This is a genomic window from Streptomyces aurantiaciflavus, from assembly GCF_049808595.1.
In the GTDB taxonomy this organism is placed as follows: Bacteria; Actinomycetota; Actinomycetes; order Streptomycetales; family Streptomycetaceae; genus Streptomyces.
Genome location: NZ_JBNCAQ010000056.1, coordinates 1 through 14,998 on the forward strand (window position 1 = coordinate 1; position 14,998 = coordinate 14,998).

12 protein-coding genes and 1 pseudogene are annotated in these 14,998 nt (G+C 72.1%); 7 read left to right on the top strand and 6 right to left on the bottom strand.

Features of this window, described 5'->3' with window-relative positions:
• Nucleotides 1-64 precede the first annotated feature (64 nt).
• Nucleotides 65-1,057: an SCO0930 family lipoprotein gene (locus tag ACPT94_RS40010; protein WP_360345214.1), complete on the bottom strand. Its 993-nt coding sequence runs from the start codon at nt 1,055-1,057 to the stop codon at nt 65-67.
• Nucleotides 1,058-2,005: 948 nt separating this feature from the next.
• Between ACPT94_RS40010 and ACPT94_RS40015 the strand changes: the two genes are divergently transcribed.
• Nucleotides 2,006-2,770: a bestrophin-like domain gene (locus ACPT94_RS40015; RefSeq protein WP_360345285.1), complete on the top strand. Its 765-nt coding sequence runs from the start codon at nt 2,006-2,008 to the stop codon at nt 2,768-2,770.
• A gap of 89 nt (nt 2,771-2,859) precedes the next feature.
• Here the strand turns inward: ACPT94_RS40015 and ACPT94_RS40020 are convergent.
• Nucleotides 2,860-3,264: pseudogene (locus tag ACPT94_RS40020) on the bottom strand (hypothetical protein); the annotation flags it as partial.
• Nucleotides 3,265-4,298: 1,034 nt separating this feature from the next.
• On the opposite strand from ACPT94_RS40020, the gene ACPT94_RS40025 reads away from it, so the two are divergent.
• The gene (locus ACPT94_RS40025) at nt 4,299-4,970 is read left to right on the top strand and encodes a class F sortase (protein WP_360345216.1); all 672 of its coding nucleotides are present in this window, start codon (nt 4,299-4,301) and stop codon (nt 4,968-4,970) included.
• A gap of 246 nt (nt 4,971-5,216) precedes the next feature.
• On the opposite strand, the gene ACPT94_RS40030 is transcribed toward ACPT94_RS40025, so the two are convergent.
• On the bottom strand, nt 5,217-6,047 hold the full coding sequence (locus ACPT94_RS40030; protein ID WP_360345218.1) for a polysaccharide deacetylase family protein: 831 nt from the start codon (nt 6,045-6,047) through the stop codon (nt 5,217-5,219).
• Nucleotides 6,048-6,266: 219 nt separating this feature from the next.
• Between ACPT94_RS40030 and ACPT94_RS40035 the strand changes: the two genes are divergently transcribed.
• Nucleotides 6,267-6,728 (top strand): universal stress protein, encoded by a 462-nt coding sequence (locus ACPT94_RS40035; RefSeq protein WP_360345220.1) that lies wholly within the window; start codon nt 6,267-6,269, stop codon nt 6,726-6,728.
• A gap of 24 nt (nt 6,729-6,752) precedes the next feature.
• Here ACPT94_RS40035 and ACPT94_RS40040 read toward each other — a convergent pair whose 3' ends face one another.
• Nucleotides 6,753-7,904: a CapA family protein gene (locus ACPT94_RS40040; RefSeq protein WP_360345222.1), complete on the bottom strand. Its 1,152-nt coding sequence runs from the start codon at nt 7,902-7,904 to the stop codon at nt 6,753-6,755.
• Nucleotides 7,905-8,124: 220 nt separating this feature from the next.
• Here ACPT94_RS40040 and ACPT94_RS40045 point away from each other — a divergent pair, with 220 nt between their 5' ends.
• From ACPT94_RS40045 to ACPT94_RS40055, 3 genes are all read left to right on the top strand, one after another.
• A complete protein-coding gene (locus ACPT94_RS40045; RefSeq protein ID WP_360345224.1) occupies nt 8,125-8,673 on the top strand; it encodes a sigma-70 family RNA polymerase sigma factor in 549 nt (182 codons plus the stop codon).
• A 137-nt stretch (nt 8,674-8,810) separates the two neighbouring features.
• Nucleotides 8,811-9,326, top strand: a complete 516-nt coding sequence (locus ACPT94_RS40050; protein WP_360345226.1) for a hypothetical protein — start codon at nt 8,811-8,813, stop codon at nt 9,324-9,326.
• A 141-nt stretch (nt 9,327-9,467) separates the two neighbouring features.
• Entirely contained in the window at nt 9,468-10,121 is a 654-nt protein-coding gene (locus tag ACPT94_RS40055; protein ID WP_360345228.1) for a zf-HC2 domain-containing protein, read from the top strand.
• A 268-nt stretch (nt 10,122-10,389) separates the two neighbouring features.
• On the opposite strand, the gene ACPT94_RS40060 is transcribed toward ACPT94_RS40055, so the two are convergent.
• A complete protein-coding gene (locus ACPT94_RS40060) occupies nt 10,390-11,253 on the bottom strand; it encodes an Fpg/Nei family DNA glycosylase (RefSeq protein ID WP_425248001.1) in 864 nt (287 codons plus the stop codon).
• A gap of 31 nt (nt 11,254-11,284) precedes the next feature.
• The gene (locus tag ACPT94_RS40065) at nt 11,285-13,390 is read right to left on the bottom strand and encodes a SpoIIE family protein phosphatase (RefSeq protein ID WP_425248002.1); all 2,106 of its coding nucleotides are present in this window, start codon (nt 13,388-13,390) and stop codon (nt 11,285-11,287) included.
• 178 nt (nt 13,391-13,568) lie between these two features.
• Here ACPT94_RS40065 and ACPT94_RS40070 point away from each other — a divergent pair, with 178 nt between their 5' ends.
• A complete protein-coding gene (locus tag ACPT94_RS40070; protein WP_360345234.1) occupies nt 13,569-14,990 on the top strand; it encodes a lipase maturation factor family protein in 1,422 nt (473 codons plus the stop codon).
• Nucleotides 14,991-14,998 lie beyond the last annotated feature (8 nt).

Sequence of the window (14,998 nt, forward strand, 5' to 3'; positions counted from 1 at the left end):
GGGGGCGGACCGGGGGTCGTACGTGCCGTGGCAGATGCGGTGATCAGCCCTGGGGAGGTGATCTCTACTGCTCCGGCGCGCCGACCAGCTTCCCGTCGGGGGCCACGGCGTACCACTGGCCGCCGACGCCCTGACCGTTGATGTCACCGGGAGCCTTGTCACCGGAGAAGGTGTAGATCGGCGAGCAGTTGACCGTCATCTGCTTGACGCCGTCGCCCCGGGTGAAGCTCATCAGGCCCTTCTTCTGGACGCCCTCGGTGTCGTTGGTGGCGACGGGGGCGACGACCGGCCACTTCTCCACGCAGGCGCCGTTGCAGTTCGACACCGGCTTGGGCCAGGCCTTGTCCTTGAGGAAGCGGTAGACGGTCATGCCGTTCTTGTCGACGACGATGTCGCCGAGCTTGGGGTCCTTGCGCACCGACAGCCCGGGCAGGGCGGACTCCGCCTTGGCCTTCTTGCCGTCGGGGGCCAGCGCGAACCACTTGCCGCCCACGCCCTGGCCGTTGGTGTCACCGGCGTTGGCGTCCTTGGCGTAGCGGTAGACGGGCCAGCCGTCGACCGTCAGCTGCTTGGTGCCGTCGGAGCGGGTGACCTCGCCGAGCAGCGACTTGTCGATGCCGTCGCCGGCCGTGGCGTCGTCGGCGGGAACCGGCGGCCAGGTCTTCGCGCAGTCGCCGTCGCAGTTGGACTTGGGCGGTTCCTGGGTGTCCGAGTCGAAGCGGTACAGCGTCATGCCGTTGGAGTCGATCAGCACCTTGCCGAGTTCCGCGTTGGCGGAGACGGACAGCTGACCCGCCACGCCCGCCTGGGAACCGGTGCCGGTGTCGGTGCCCGCCCCGACACCGCCCGTGGCCGCCGGGGTGCCGGCGCCCGCGCCGACGCCTGCCCCGACACCGCCGGTGCCGCTGCCCACACCCGCGATGGTGCCTGCCGGGGCCGTAACCCCCACGTTCTGGCTCGCGTTCGACGTGCCGCTTTCCTGACCGCACGCCGTCGTCAGCGCCAGAACGGACACGGCGCTCGCCACGAGTGAGGCGCTCCGCCAGGAGGTCTTCATCGTCAACAACTCCCCGATCATCACAAGGGTGTTGCAGCGCCCTGCTGCGCCGCCGCACGGCCATGGGTACGCATGCCGGTGGGTGTTGTGTTCAACGCGGCACAAAATTCTTTTCGCCGCCTGTGACACAGCCCGCTTCGGGCCACGCCCTCGCACGCCCGTACGGCGGGCCGGACGCGTGGACGTCCGCCCCCCAAACCCCCGGGGGCGGACTTCCCCCGTTCGGGGCAATCACCCCCGAGCACCCGACCACACCGGGGCACGAGGCCTCATGATCTCCGTCGTGCATGGACCCGAAACGACCCGATCCGCCCTTTCCGCACGGGCGTTGGCCCTGGTGGCCGCGGTCTGGATCCTCGCGACCGCGCCGGCCGGGGTGGCCGTGGCCGACGCCTGCGCGTACGCCTCGACGGGCCCGGACGGCACCGAGGCGGTGGCGGTCGCGGGGAGCATCGCGTGGCCGACGCCGCCGAAGTGCCCGGTACCGACACCGACGCCCACGCCGACCCCCACACCGCCGAAGCCGAAACCGCCGCCGCCACCGCCCAAGGAGACACCCCCGCCGAAGCCCGAGCCGACGCCCACGCCCACGCCCTCGCCCACACCGAGGCCGACCCCCACGCCGCCCCCGCCTCCGAAACCCCCACCGCCCCCTCCGCCGCCCGCGCCGGCGCCGCCGCCGCCCGAGACACCGCTGCCCCCACCGGCTCCGGCCGTCGCACCCCCCACACCGCCCCCGGCACCGACGCCCACCCCGACCCCCACGCCCAAACCCACGCCACGTCCCTCCGCGACTCCGATCCACTACCCGGCGTACCACTCGGCACCGCGCCAACGACGCACCCACAACGGCCCCTCGCCGGTCACCTACGTCCTGCTCATCACCGCGCCCGCGGTGATCGCCGTCGCCGCGCTGCGGCCGCGCTGAGCCGATCCTGGAGGCTTCTCTTGCCGGAATGGCTTGTTCTCACCCTCGCGATGCTCGCCGCCTGCGCGGTGGTGGTCGTCATCACCCTCGTCCGGCACCGCACGGCGGCCGAGGACGACGACCCCTCCGAAACCCCTGACGTCATCGAGTACATGACGATGTGGATCGGCGTGGTGTACGCCATCGTCCTGGGCTTGGCCATCGCCGGGGTCTGGGAGGCCCGCGGTCTCGCCCAGGACCACGTCCAGACGGAGGCCCAGGCGCTGCACGAGATCTCGGAGCGGGTGCGGGTGTACCCGGCCGACGTACGTGACCGCGTTCGGGAGGATGTCAACGCCTATGTCGGACACGTCGTCACCACCGAGTGGAGGACGATGGCCGACAAGGGGAAGGTGACGGAGCGCGGCGACGTACTTCTCGAGCGGCTGCGCGTCGACCTCACCGACTACGAACCCCGGTCCGACTTCGAGGCGCAGGCCTACCAGCCGCTCCTGGACCAGTTGGCGACCGCGGACCAGGCGCGCAACAACCGCGCCGAATCGACCGGGGCGACCATGCCCGGCGTGGTGTGGTTCGGGCTGGTCGCGGGGGCCGTCGTCACCATCGGCATGGTGTTCGCGCTGCAGATCCGGCGCACGGCCCGTGAACTGGTCCTCGCCGGACTGTTCTCCGCCCTGATCGCCTTCCTGCTCTTCCTGATCTGGGACTTCGACGCGCCCTACAGCCGGGGCATCGCCGCGTCGGCCGAACCCTTCCTCAGCCTCTTCCCGGACGCCAAGGGCTGACGCCGCCGGGGGGGACGGGGCCGAACGCCACGCCGGTGCCGTCCCCCGGCCACGCGGGAACGGGATCGCCCGATCCGGGGAAGGCGGTCTCAGGCCCGGCGTTCGGCGCGGCGGCGCATCCAGAACAGTCCGCCGCCGATGACGGCCGCGCCCACGAGTCCGCCGCCGATGGCGATGTCGGTCGAGGTGGCGCCGCTGGAGCTGCTGCCACCCAGACCGCCGCGGACACCGCCGAGGACGGTGAAGGCGTTCGGGTTCGTCAGGGTCCGGCCGTCGCAGCTGACCGTGATGCTGTGCGAACCCGGGCTCGCGTCGGCGTTGACCGTCGCGGTGCCCCGCGCCGTCCCGTTCCCGCCGCTGATCGGCGACAGCTTGATCGTGCGGAAGGCGTCCGAGCTCGCGGTGCCGCCGTTGCGGCAGCCGTCCACGGTGACGGTCAGCTGCCCACCACGGGAGATGATGCTGGGCTGCGCGACGATGTTGCTGGGGGACGGCCCGAAGTTGTTGCCCTTGCCGCCGGCGTTCCCGGCGTTCCCGGCGTTCCCGTTGTGCCCGTTGTTCCCGTTGTTCCCATTGCCGCCGGCGTTGCCGTTGTTGCCGTTGCCGTTGCCGTTGCCGTTGCCGTTGCCGCCGAAGTTGTTGTTGGCGTTCCCGTTGCCGCGGCCGTTCCCGCCGAAGTCGTTGTCGTTGCCGTTGCCGCGCCCGTTTCCGCCGAAGTTGTTGCCGTTACCGTTCCCGTTGCCACCGAAGTTGTTGCCGTTACCGTTACCGCCGAAGTTGTTGTTGCCGTTGTTCCGGCCATTACCGCCGAAGTCGTTGTCGCGGCCGTTGCCGCGGCCATTGCCGCCGAAGTCGTTGTCGTTGCCGTTGTTGCGGCCGTTCCCGCGGAAGTCGTTGTCGTTACGGTTGCCGCGGCCGTTCCCGCCGAAGTCGTTGTCGTTGTCGTTGCCGTTGTTGCGGCCGTTCCCGCCGAAGTCGTTGTCGTTACGGTTGCCGCGGCCATTGCCGCCGAAGTCGTTGTCGCGGCCGTTGCCGCCGAAGTCGTTGTCGTTGTTGTTGTAGACGTTGCCGCCGAAGTCGTTCTCGCTCAGGCTGCCCGGAGTGGCCATGCCGTCCGCGACGGCCACGGGGGCGGCGAGCCCGAGGACGGCGACCGCGGTGACGGCGGCCGTCAGGGCACGTGAGTTGCGCATGTGATCCTCCGCGGAAGGCGCCCCCCGGGGACCGTCCCCGGATGTCGGCGAGAAAACGCCTCCCGGAAAGACCCTCAGACGCGCGGGACGCGCCCGCATGTCGGGAATGGTCCGTCCTGGTGAGACGACACGCCGAACGAAAAGCACACAATCAGATATAGCCGCAGGTCACGCGCCGTAGGAAATTTCCTGGTCGCGGCAACTCGGATGGCGCACCAAGGGGCCGCAAGCACCACCCGTTCGCCTCTGTCCCGTCGCCGCTCGCCCTTGCGGGACTTAGCGTTCTCCTATGCGCGAAAGGACGTGGCGACGGCCGCGTCGAAAGGGGATGGCGAATGTCTGGGTACGGGCTGTCCAGGATGGCGGAAGAGGAGGAGCGGCCGAAGAAGCGCGCCCCGTGGGGCGTGATAGCGCTGGTGCTGCTGACCGGCCTCGCGCTCATCCGGAATGGGTCGGGGGAGTTCGACGTCGGCCCGCCGCAGCCCGCCTCGGCGGCGGCCGCGGACACCCGCGCCGCCCAGGGGGGCTACGGCCGGCCCCCGGACCCGCTGCCGTACGGCGTGCCCGACCGGGTGCGCATCTCCGCCATCCAGGTGGACGCCCCGATCGTCCCGGTCGGTCTGGACGTGGACGGCTGGGTCGCCGCGCCGCCGCCGGAGGACCCGAATCTGGCCGGCTGGTTCACCGGCGCCGTCTCGCCCGGCGAGAAGGGGACCGCGGTCGTCGTCGGCCATGTGGACAACAAACAGGGCCCCGCCGTGTTCTACGGCCTCGGGGCCCTGAAGAAGGGTCAGCACGTCGAGGTGGCGCGCAAGGACGGCAGGACCGCGGTCTTCGAGGTCTACGGCATCGAGGTCTTCGAGAAGAGCAACTTCCCCGGCGACCGCGTCTACGCCTCCAAGGGCACTCCCGAGCTGCGGGTGATCACCTGTGGCGGCGGCTTCTCCAAGGCGAACGGTTACGACGGGAACGTGGTCGCCTTCGCCCGCCTGGTCGAGGTCCGCTGACCCGGCCGGGCGGGCGAGGGGCCTGTTGCGAAAGTGGCGCCTGCCGCGCGACGCCCGGCACGCTCCCCCACTGCCTGAAGGGCGTGGGAGGTGCCCCAACTCGCCGCACCGCCCGAAAGCCCGAGTACGCCCAGTACGAGGGCTTCCGGGCGGCACGCCGAGAGCACGCACCCACGGCGACATCAGCCGCTCCGCGGCGGGCGCGCGGCCGCCCTTCGGGCGACGACGCCACTGTCGCAACAGGCCCTAGACGTACTGCCGGCGCGGGACGGCGACGTGGTAGCCGGAGTCCAGGAGCTGCGGGAGGTAGGTGCGCAGGGCGCGGACGCTCTGGGTGCGGTCGCCCCCGGCGTCGTGCGAGAGGATCACGACACCGGGGCCGGCGCCCTCCTCGACCCGGTTCACGATGGTGTGCGTGCCGGGGGTGGTCCAGTCGAGGGTGTCGACGGTCCAGGCCAGTGGCTCCATGCCGAGTTCGGCGCCGAGCTGGAAGGCGGCGCGGTTCCAGGCGCCGTAGGGGGCGCGGAACCAGCGGGGGCGCTCGCCGTAGGCGTCGTCGATGACATCGCAGGTGCGGGACATCTCGGAGCGGATCTGCCGGCGGCTGAGCCGGGTGAGCAGGGGGTGGGACCAGGTGTGGTTGCCGACGACATGCCCCTCGTCGGACATTCTGGCCAGCAGCTCGGGGTGCTCGGCGGCCATCGCCCCGCACACGAAGAACATCGCGCGGACGTCGTACTCGGCGAGGGTGTCGAGGATGCCGGGGGTGTAGCGGGGGTCGGGCCCGTCGTCGAAGGTCAGCACCATGGTCCGGCCGCGGCCGGAGATCCGCAGCAGCGGGGCGCGGCGCACGGGGATGCGGCGGGGCGCGGTGCTCGGCGGGCCGTATCCGGTCAGCGGCTGGAGGCGGTAGGCGGAGGGCTTCATCGGGAGGCGGCGCACCGGGGCGCCGGCGGCGGGCGGGGCCGGCTCGCCGCCCGTTCCCCACGCGAACAGCCCGGCCGTCCCGGCCGCCCCGACGGCGGCGGTGCCGGCGAGCAGCATCCGGCGCCGCGTGAACAACTGATCCTTCTGCATGAGTCATGAGTCGCCCGGCAGGGACTCGACGCCCCCCGCCGACACCGGGCCGGCGGCATGAATCCACCCGCCCGGCGCAGCGGCGGGCCCACTCGGTGTCCTGGGCCGTGACGGCCTCCGTGGTGGTGTTCGGGGTTCCGGGCGGGGGGACGCCGGGCCTCCCGCCGTCGAGCGGCCCGAGTGGCGGCGGGACCTGCGGGTTCCGATAGCCTCGGCCCTGTGACGGAACAGCACTCGCATCAGTTCGAGCGGGGCACGGACGGGCCGAAGGTCATCGTCGTCGGCGTGGACGGCTCGGACTCCTCGCTGCGGGCCGCGGCCTACGCCGGCGGTCTGGCCCGGCGCCAGGGCGCGCTGCTCGCCGTCGTGTACGTGCAGCCGGTGATGGCGGGGGGCGCGGCGCTCGGGGTGCCGGTCGCGGAGACGACCGACGAGATCGCCCAGGGCCTGGTGGCGGAGATCCGGGACGCCGCCGAGCGGCTCAAGGGCATATTCGACGTGCGCTGGGAGTTCCACACGTTCCGCGGCGACCCGTACGGCGGCCTGGTGAAGGCGGCGGACGAACTGAAGGCCGACGCGGTGGTGGTGGGCGCCTCCGAGCAGGCGGGCCACCGGTTGGTGGGGTCGGTGGCGGTGCGGCTGGTGAAGGCGGGGCGGTGGCCGGTGACGGTGGTGCCGTAGCACCCCGTCACCGAGGGAGCCGTCCTACTCGCCCATCACCAGTCCGTCCTTCGCCGCGCCCCGGCTGAACACGACGTCGCGGATCCGGTCGCGCACGCCCCGCACGTCGGCGCCCGCCGCAAGGGCCTTGCCGAGGTTCACGATCCGCCCGGCGTCGACGTCGAACATCATCGGCACGAACGCGGCCCTCGTCACCTCCCAGCGGTCGCCGGGACGGGCGGGGGCGGTGAAGGTGAAGCGGGCGACGCCGGACTGGTTGCCGCGTGGGTCGAGGACGCCCCGCCGGTCGGACATCTCACCGGCGATCTGGTCGCCCATGCCGTAGACGACCCAGGTGCCGTTGACCTTCTCGTACGCCTGGGGGACATGGGTGTGGGTGCCGAGGACGAGGTCGATGTCGGGGCGGCCGTGCGTGCGGGAGGCGGTGAGGCTCCTGGCGAGCGTGATCTGGAGGTCGTCCGGCGCGTCCTGCCACTCGGTGCCCCAGTGCAGGGAGAGGACGACCACGTCGGCGCCCGCCGCCCGGGCGGCTCTGGCGTCGGCGAGGATCCGGTTCTCGTCGATGCGGTTGACGGCCCAGGGCTGCCCCTCGGGGAGCGGGAGGCCGTTGGTGTCGTAGGTGTAGGCGAGATGGGCGACCTTCGCGGGGCCGGCGTGCAGGAGCGTGACGGTGGTGGCCTCGGCCGGGGCTCGTGCGGTGCCCGCGTGTCGTACGCCGGCGCTGTCGAGGGCGTCCAGGGTGTGGCGGATGCCGTCGGCGCCGTCGGCGAGGCTGTGGTGGGAGGCGGTGGAGCAGCTGTCGTAGCCGGTGGTGGCGAGGGCGACGGCGAGCTGGGGCGGCGGGGACGTGAAGCGGGGACGGCCGCTCTGGCGGCCGTTCGCGCCGTGGACGGTCTCCAGGTGGCAGAGGGCGATGTCGGCGCCGGAGACGAGGGGTTGGGCGCCTTGGAGCATGGGGCGGAAGTCGTAGCCCGAGCCGCCGGCGTCGAAGCGTGCCCGGTCGAGGATCGAGGTGTGCGGGAGGACGTCGCCGGAGGCCACGAGGGTGAAGGTGCGGGCCGCGGGCGGGCCCGGGTCGCCGGGCCGCGCGGCCGTCCGGCGTTCGTGGACCTGGCTGGCGGCGGCGGTGAGGACGGCCGTCAGGGCCAGGGACACCAGGTGTCTGCGTGCGATCACCGGATCACCCCGCTTCATACGGATTGTCATATTTACGCACGCATCACTACTAATCGATGGATGAAGCAGCACGGCCCCGGCGCTCCCGCCACCCCGGCCGATGCGCGCGATCGGCGTAGCCGGACCGTTCGTCGAACCGTTCGTCGACGCGATCGACCGTCCGCCGCAGAGGCGTGTGCGCGGCCTGTCCCTCCCGGCCGCCCTGCGGTGCCATACGCCCATGACGGCCGGAACCACCCTCACCGCCAGGACGACGACCGCCGAGCACGAGCTCGCCGCGCTGCAGCGCGAGCACGGCCGGCCGCTCTTCGCGCTGCTGCTGAGGCTGTGTGACGGCGACCGCCAGCGGGCCGAGGACCTCGCCCAGGAAACCCTGGTGCGCGCCTGGCAGCATCCCGAGGCCCTGCGCGCCGACGCCTTCGACTCGGTACGGCCCTGGCTGCTCACCGTCGCCCGGCGGCTCGCGATCGACGCCCGGCGGGCCCGGCAGGCCCGGCCGGCGGAGGTCGGGGACGCGGTGCTGGAGAACGCGCCGGTGTGCGCCGACCACGCCGAGCGGGCGGCCGCGGCCCTCGATGTGCGCGAGGCTGTGAAGACACTCACTCCCGAACACCGTGAAGTCCTGGTGCTGGTGTACTTCCAGGGGGCGAGTGTGGCGGAGGCCGCCGAAGCCCTCGGCATCCCGCCCGGTACCGTGAAGTCCCGCGCGTACTACGCGCTGCGCGCCCTGCGCCGGGTGCTTCCCGGTTACGCGGCCGACCTGCGCTGAAACCCACGGTCGAGTCAAACCTCCGTAAAGCGCCTTGCCGACCACCTCGGTTGAGTAATCGGGTGTCCTTATCCGTGTTCCGGATGAGGGACCCCGGCGACGGGTGACGCGCACGCACCGGAGGAAGGCAGGAAGGGATGCTGCACAGAGGTCATCAGAGCACGGACGGCTCCGGCGGCGGTGAACTCACCGTTCCCATGGCCTGGTTGTACGCCGAGTACATCGCCGACGAACTGCTGCGGACCGGCGATCTGATGCCGCCGACGTCCTTCGAGTTCCGCGCCGGGCGTGACGCGCTGGCGCTGACCATCTTCCTCTCCGACACCGACGGCGAACTCCCCGGCATCCGGGTCGTCACCCAGCTGGAGACCTGGCTCTCGCTCACCGCGTACGACCAGCCGTGGCAGGACTGGGTGGACGAGCGGATGGCTCAACTCACCGCCGAGGCAGCCGAGTCGGGCGATCCCGCGCCCGATCTGGAGCTGGCGTCGGCGGCCTGGCGGTGGCTGGAGGAGACCGAGTTGCTCGCCCCCGACCTCAACGCGGTGCCGGGCGGTGCGCCGGGCGTCGGCGAGGACGAGGGACCCAAGGTCTGGACGCCGGCCTGGCAGCTCGGACTGCCCCTCGGACACCTCGCGATCCATCTTTTTTAGATCCCGACCAATCCGCGGGCCGACCCGCTCCGAATACTTCGGTCACGATTCGGTACGCGCCTTGAGTGATTCGCGTGCCTGGTCCGTACCGGTGGGAGCAAGGAGTAACCCCACTGGCACTCAACGGCACGAGGTTTCGGCATGAGGTCCCTGGAGAGGCATCGCGACGTCGGCGCGTACGCGCTGGGCGTGCTGGACGAGGCGGAGGCCTTCCGTTTCGAGGACCACCTCATGGAGTGTCCTCAGTGCGCGGCGCAGGTCACCGAGTTCGGCCCCACCACCCGGCAGTTGATGCTGTACCGGCGGGCGACACCGCGCGCGGTGCACCCCTTCGCCGGGCCGGGTCCGCGGCTGCTGGACCGGCTCCTGGCCGAGGTGGCCACCCGGCACCGGGCCGCGAAACGCCGGCTGCTGTACGCCGTGGCCGCCTCGGTGGTGGTCGCGCTCGCCGCTCCCGCGCTCGCGATGATGGCGGGCAGCGGCGAGAAGGAGGCCGTACGCATCACCGCCACGGACGAGAAGTCGGGCGTGTGGGCGCAGGTGACGACGGAGAACGAGGCGTACGGCAGCCAGATCGAGGTCCAGATCAAGGACGCCGCGGGTCCGCGGGCCTGCCACCTGATCGTCGTCGGGCACGACGGCTCGGAGCAGACGGTCACCAGCTGGATGGCGCCCGACCACGACGCCCGCCCCAACACGATGCAGGGCGGCGCGGCCTACCACCCCGACGAGATCGCGCGCTACGAGGTGCGGACGAAGGAAGGCGATCGGCTGGTGACGCTGGAGCCGCGGTAGCCCGGCTCCGCGGTGACCGCCGACGGGGACGATCGCGCCGCTCACCGCCTCCCGGCTCACCGCCGCGGCGGCGCTGATGCCGGGCGCGCTCACCCGGCACGAACGGAACAGGTGGCCGTGCCACTGCGCTCCGGCGGCGAGGAGCGCGAGGGAAACCGTGATCCCGGCGACGAAGGGCCCGACGATTCCGGCTCGCCACCCAGGCGGCCGTCGCCCGTCTCGTGACACGCGGGCTCTGACGACCGGTCGGTCCGCCGATGAACCGGATCTACTTCAGCAGTCTCGACATCCTCCGGTCCGCCAGCGGCTTCCCGCCCGTCTGGCAGGTCGGGCAGTACTGCAGCGAGGAGTCGCTGAAGGACACCTCGCGGATGGTGTCGCCGCACACCGGGCAGGGTTCGCCGGTACGGCCGTGGACGCGCAGGCCCGTCTTCTTCTCCGCCTTGAGCCGGCCGGCCGCCACGCCCCGGGAGCGCTCCACGGCGTCCGTGAGGGTGGTGCGCAGGGCCTCGTAGAGGGTGTGGGTCTCCGCCGGGGTCAGGGAGGCGGCGAGTTTGAAGGGGGACATCCTGGCCGCGTGCAGGATCTCGTCGCTGTAGGCGTTGCCGACGCCCGCGATCAGGCTCTGGTCGCGCAGAGCGCCCTTCAGCTGACGCCGTTCGCCCGCGAGGAGGGTGGCGAAACGCTGTTCGTCGAAGTCGGGGGCGAGCGGGTCGGGGCCGAGACGGGCCACGCCGGGCACGTCCCGCGGGTCCCGTACGAGGTGGACGGCGAGACGTTTCTGCGTGCCGGCCTCGGTGAGGTCGAAGCCCTCGCCGGTCTCCAGGGCGACCCGCAGGGCGAGGGGGCCCTTGCCGGGGCGGGGCGGGCCGTCGGGGAGGCGGTCCCTCCAGTGGAGCCAGCCCGCGCGGGCGAGGTGCGTGACGAGGTGGAGGCCGTCGGCGGTCTCCAGGTCGAGGAACTTGCCGTGCCGGCGCACCGCGGTGACCTCCTGGCCCTCGACGGCGGCCAGGGGCGGGTCGTAGGTCTTGAGGACGCTGATCGCGACGGGCAGGACGCGGACGATCTCGTGGCCGACCAGGTGCTCGGTCAGGAAGTCCTTGAGCGCTTCGACCTCGGGGAGTTCCGGCATACGTCCAGAGTGCCATCCGGGGCGGGAGGGTTCAGGTCCACTCCGGGATCTCGAACTCGCACCACACGCACTTGCCGCCGCCGCGCGCCTCCACGCCCCACGCGTCCGTGAGCAGGTCGACCAGGAGCAGGCCCCGCCCGGACACGCCCGACTCCCCCGCCTCGCGGCGGCGCGGCAGGGCGCTGGAGGAGTCCTCGACCTCGACCCGCAGCCGGCGGACCCCGCCGGTGAGCACCCGCAGGGTGACGATCGCGGCGCCCTCGGTGTGCATGAGCGCGTTGGTGATCAGCTCGTCGGCGACCAGTTCGACCTCGTCGGAGCGGTCCTCGGCGCCCCAGGCGCGGACGGCGGCGCGGATCATGTGCCGGGCCTCGGTCAGGGCCTGCGGGTCACCGGGCGCGACGTGCTGCTGGAGCCGGCCCCCGGCCTGCACGATGTCCGGGCCGCGCCGGCGCAGCACCAGCAGGGCCACGTCGTCGTCCCCGCCGCGCTCCTCGGCGACCTCGATGAGCCGGTCGGCGAGTTTCCGTACGTCCTCGGGAGCCGCGGCGATCAGCTCGGCGAGGGACCGCATGCCGTCGTCGAGGTCGGCGCCGGGCTGTTCGACCAGGCCGTCGGTGCACAGCAGCAGCGTGTGGCCGGGGTCGAGTTCGAGCGTGGCGACCGGGTACCCCAGGCTGCCGAACTCGGCGGAGAGGCCGAGCGGGAGCCCGCCGGGCACGGGGACCCGCCGGCAGGTGCCGTCGGCGCCGCGCACCAGCGGGTCGATGTGGCCGGCCCGCACGACCTGGACCACACCGGTCGACAGGTCGGCCTCGGCGTAGAGGCAGGTGGCGAAGCGGTCGGTGTCGAGTTCGTGGAGGAAGACGGAGGCGCGGGCCATCACGGTGGCCGGGGTGTGCCCCTCGGCGGCGTAGGCCTTCAGGACGATGCGCAGCTGGCCCATGACGGCGGCGGCGTGCGTGTCGTGGCCCTGGACGTCGCCGATGACGGCGCCGACCCGGCCTCCCCCAGAGGGGGTACCCCCAGGTAGTGGGACCAGGTCGTACCAGTCGCCGCCGATGTCCCGGCCGAGGGAGCCGCCGATGGTGGCGGCGCGGTAGCGGACGGCGACGTCGGCGCCGGGGACGCTGGGGATGGCGCGCGGCAGCATGGCCTGCTGGAGGCCCTGGGCGATGTCCTTCTCCTGCTCGTAGAACATGGCCCGTTGCAGGGACTGGGCGATGCTGCTGCCGAGGGCGACGAGGATGTTGCGCTCCTCGGGGGTGAAGCCGCGCCGGTCGTTGTAGAGCAGTCCCATCGCGCCGATCGGGCGGGCCTGGACGATGAGCGGCAGATAGGCCGCCGAGGTGATCTTCAGGTCGGTGATGTGCGGCCACAGCACGGGGTAGCCGGCGGCGAACTCCTCCGGCGACTCGATGAAGCGCGGGGTGAGGGTGCGCACGACCTCGCTCATCGGGTACGGCTCGTCGATCCGGGTGACGAGGGTGCCGGGCACGAAGCTGCCCTCGGGGCCCTCGGCGACCAGCCGTATGCGGCCCGCCTCGACCAGACCCATGACGAGGCTGGTCGCGCCGAGGTGGGTGAGGCCGTGGGTGTCCTTGAGGACGTCGATGACGTCCTGCACCGTGCGGGCGTGCGCCAGGGCGGCGGTGGTGAGCTGGACGACGCTGGTCTGCTCGCGGCGCGCGTCGTCGAGGGTCGCCTCGTCGCGGCGGGCGGCGAGGGCGTTCAGCTCGTCGGTGGCGTCGCGGACGATGCCGATGATCCGGCGGGGGCGGCCGGTCTCGTCGCGCCGTATGTATCCCTGGGTGTGGGTCCAGCGCAGGCCGCCGTCGCGGCGGCGGAGGCGGAAGTAGGCGCCGTAGTTCTCGCTGCCGTCCTTGATGGCCCGGGCGACGAGGGTGTCCAGGCGGACGGCCTCCGCGTCCGGGATCCGCGGGGACAGGCTCTCCGGGCGGCCGTCGTACTCCTCGGGGCGCAGGTCGAAGATCTCGTGGGCTCGGGCGTCCATGTGGAACAGCCCGGCGTCCAGGTCCCAGTCGAAGCTGCCCATGCGGTTGAGCGCCAGGATCGGATCCGGGTGGGCGGGCCAGTCAGCCGGGACGGACAGCGTGCTCGCTCCCCGATCAGCCATGGAGCCACCTTGCCAGGATTTGTCCGATTCTTCGACCGGGGCGCCACCTGCCCGGCCGACGGAGCCGACAGCGGTCGCTTTCGTCACTATCGTCGGCTTTGCCCCCTCGGGTTACGTCGGCGGAGGCGAGGAACACGCACAGTGACCGGCGTCGGCACGGAGAGAGGAGTGCGCGGCCGTGGAGTGGTTCACCGCACCCGAGTACTGGATGAGCCGGCTGGTCTTCCAGCGGGCCCTGGCCGGTGTGTACCTGTGCGCGTTCCTGACGGCGGCCCTGCAGTTCCGCGCGCTGATGGGTGAGCGCGGGATGCTGCCGGTGCCGCGCTTCACCGCGCGGGTGCCGTTCCGGCGGGCGCCGAGCCTGTTCCACTGGCACTACTCCGACCGCTTCTTCGCGGTGTGCGCGTGGACGGGCTGCGCGGTGTCGGTGGCGCTGCTGGCGGGGCTGGACGGACGTCTGCCGTTGTGGGGCGCGATGCTGTTGTGGCTGGTGCCGTGGGCGCTCTACCTGTCGATCGTCAACGTCGGCCAGACCTGGTACGGGTTCGGCTGGGAGTCGTTGCTGCTGGAGACCGGCTTCCTCGCGGTGTTCCTCGGCAACGACGAGGTGGCCCCGCCGATCGTCGTGCTCTTCCTGCTGCGCTGGATCCTGTTCCGGGTCGAGTTCGGCGCGGGTCTGATCAAGATGCGGGGCGATCCCTGCTGGCGCGAGCTCACCTGCCTCCACCACCATCACGAGACGCAGCCGATGCCGGGCCCGCTGAGCTGGTTCTTCCACCGTCTGCCGGGGCCCCTGCACCGGGTGGAGGTGGCCGCCAACCACGTCACCCAGCTGGTCGTCCCGTTCCTGCTGTTCGCCCCGCAGCCGATCGCCACGGCGGCCGCGTCCCTGATGATCGTCACCCAGCTGTGGCTGGTGCTGTCGGGCAACTTCTCCTGGCTGAACTGGATCACCGTCGTCCTGGCGGTGCCCGCCCTCGAACTCCCGGCCGACCCGCCGTCCGTGCCCGGCGCCCCGCTCTGGTACGTGGTGGTCGTCCTCGCCGTGGGCGCGTTCCTGCTGTTCCTCAGCCATCGCCCGGTGCTCAACATGCTCTCCCGCCGCCAGGTCATGAACCGCTCCTTCGACCCCCTCCACCTGGTCAACACCTACGGCGCCTTCGGCAGCGTGAACCGGATCCGCTACGAGATCGTGGTGGAGGGCACACTCGACGACGTGCCGCGCGAGGACTCCGAGTGGCGGGAGTACGAGTTCAAGGGCAAGCCGGGCGACCCACGGCACTGGCCGCGCCAGTTCGCGCCGTACCATCTGCGGCTGGACTGGATGATGTGGTTCGCCGCGCTGTCCCCCGCGTACGCCGGCACCTGGTTCGGCGCCCTCGTCGAGCGGCTCCTGGAGAACGACCGCGCCACCCTGAAACTGCTGCGCCGCTCCCCGTTCCCGCCCGACCGTCCCCCGCGCCACGTCCGCGCCCGCCTCTTCCGGTACCGGTACACGACCTGGCGCGAGCTGCGGGAGACGGGCGCGTGCTGGCAGCGGACGTATGTGCGGGAGTACCTGCCGCCGACACGGCTGACGACGGTGGTGCGGAAGTCGTAGACGGCGGT

Coding starts and splice junctions, on each gene's coding strand:
- ACPT94_RS40010 (WP_360345214.1), bottom strand. CDS start 1,057: ATGAAGACCTCCTGGCGGAGCGCCTCACTCGTGGCGAGCGCCGTGTCC.
- ACPT94_RS40025 (WP_360345216.1), top strand. CDS start 4,299: ATGTCTGGGTACGGGCTGTCCAGGATGGCGGAAGAGGAGGAGCGGCCG.
- ACPT94_RS40030 (WP_360345218.1), bottom strand. CDS start 6,047: ATGCAGAAGGATCAGTTGTTCACGCGGCGCCGGATGCTGCTCGCCGGC.
- ACPT94_RS40045 (WP_360345224.1), top strand. CDS start 8,125: ATGACGGCCGGAACCACCCTCACCGCCAGGACGACGACCGCCGAGCAC.
- ACPT94_RS40050 (WP_360345226.1), top strand. CDS start 8,811: ATGCTGCACAGAGGTCATCAGAGCACGGACGGCTCCGGCGGCGGTGAA.
- ACPT94_RS40055 (WP_360345228.1), top strand. CDS start 9,468: ATGAGGTCCCTGGAGAGGCATCGCGACGTCGGCGCGTACGCGCTGGGC.
- ACPT94_RS40060 (WP_425248001.1), bottom strand. CDS start 11,253: ATGCCGGAACTCCCCGAGGTCGAAGCGCTCAAGGACTTCCTGACCGAG.
- ACPT94_RS40065 (WP_425248002.1), bottom strand. CDS start 13,390: ATGGCTGATCGGGGAGCGAGCACGCTGTCCGTCCCGGCTGACTGGCCC.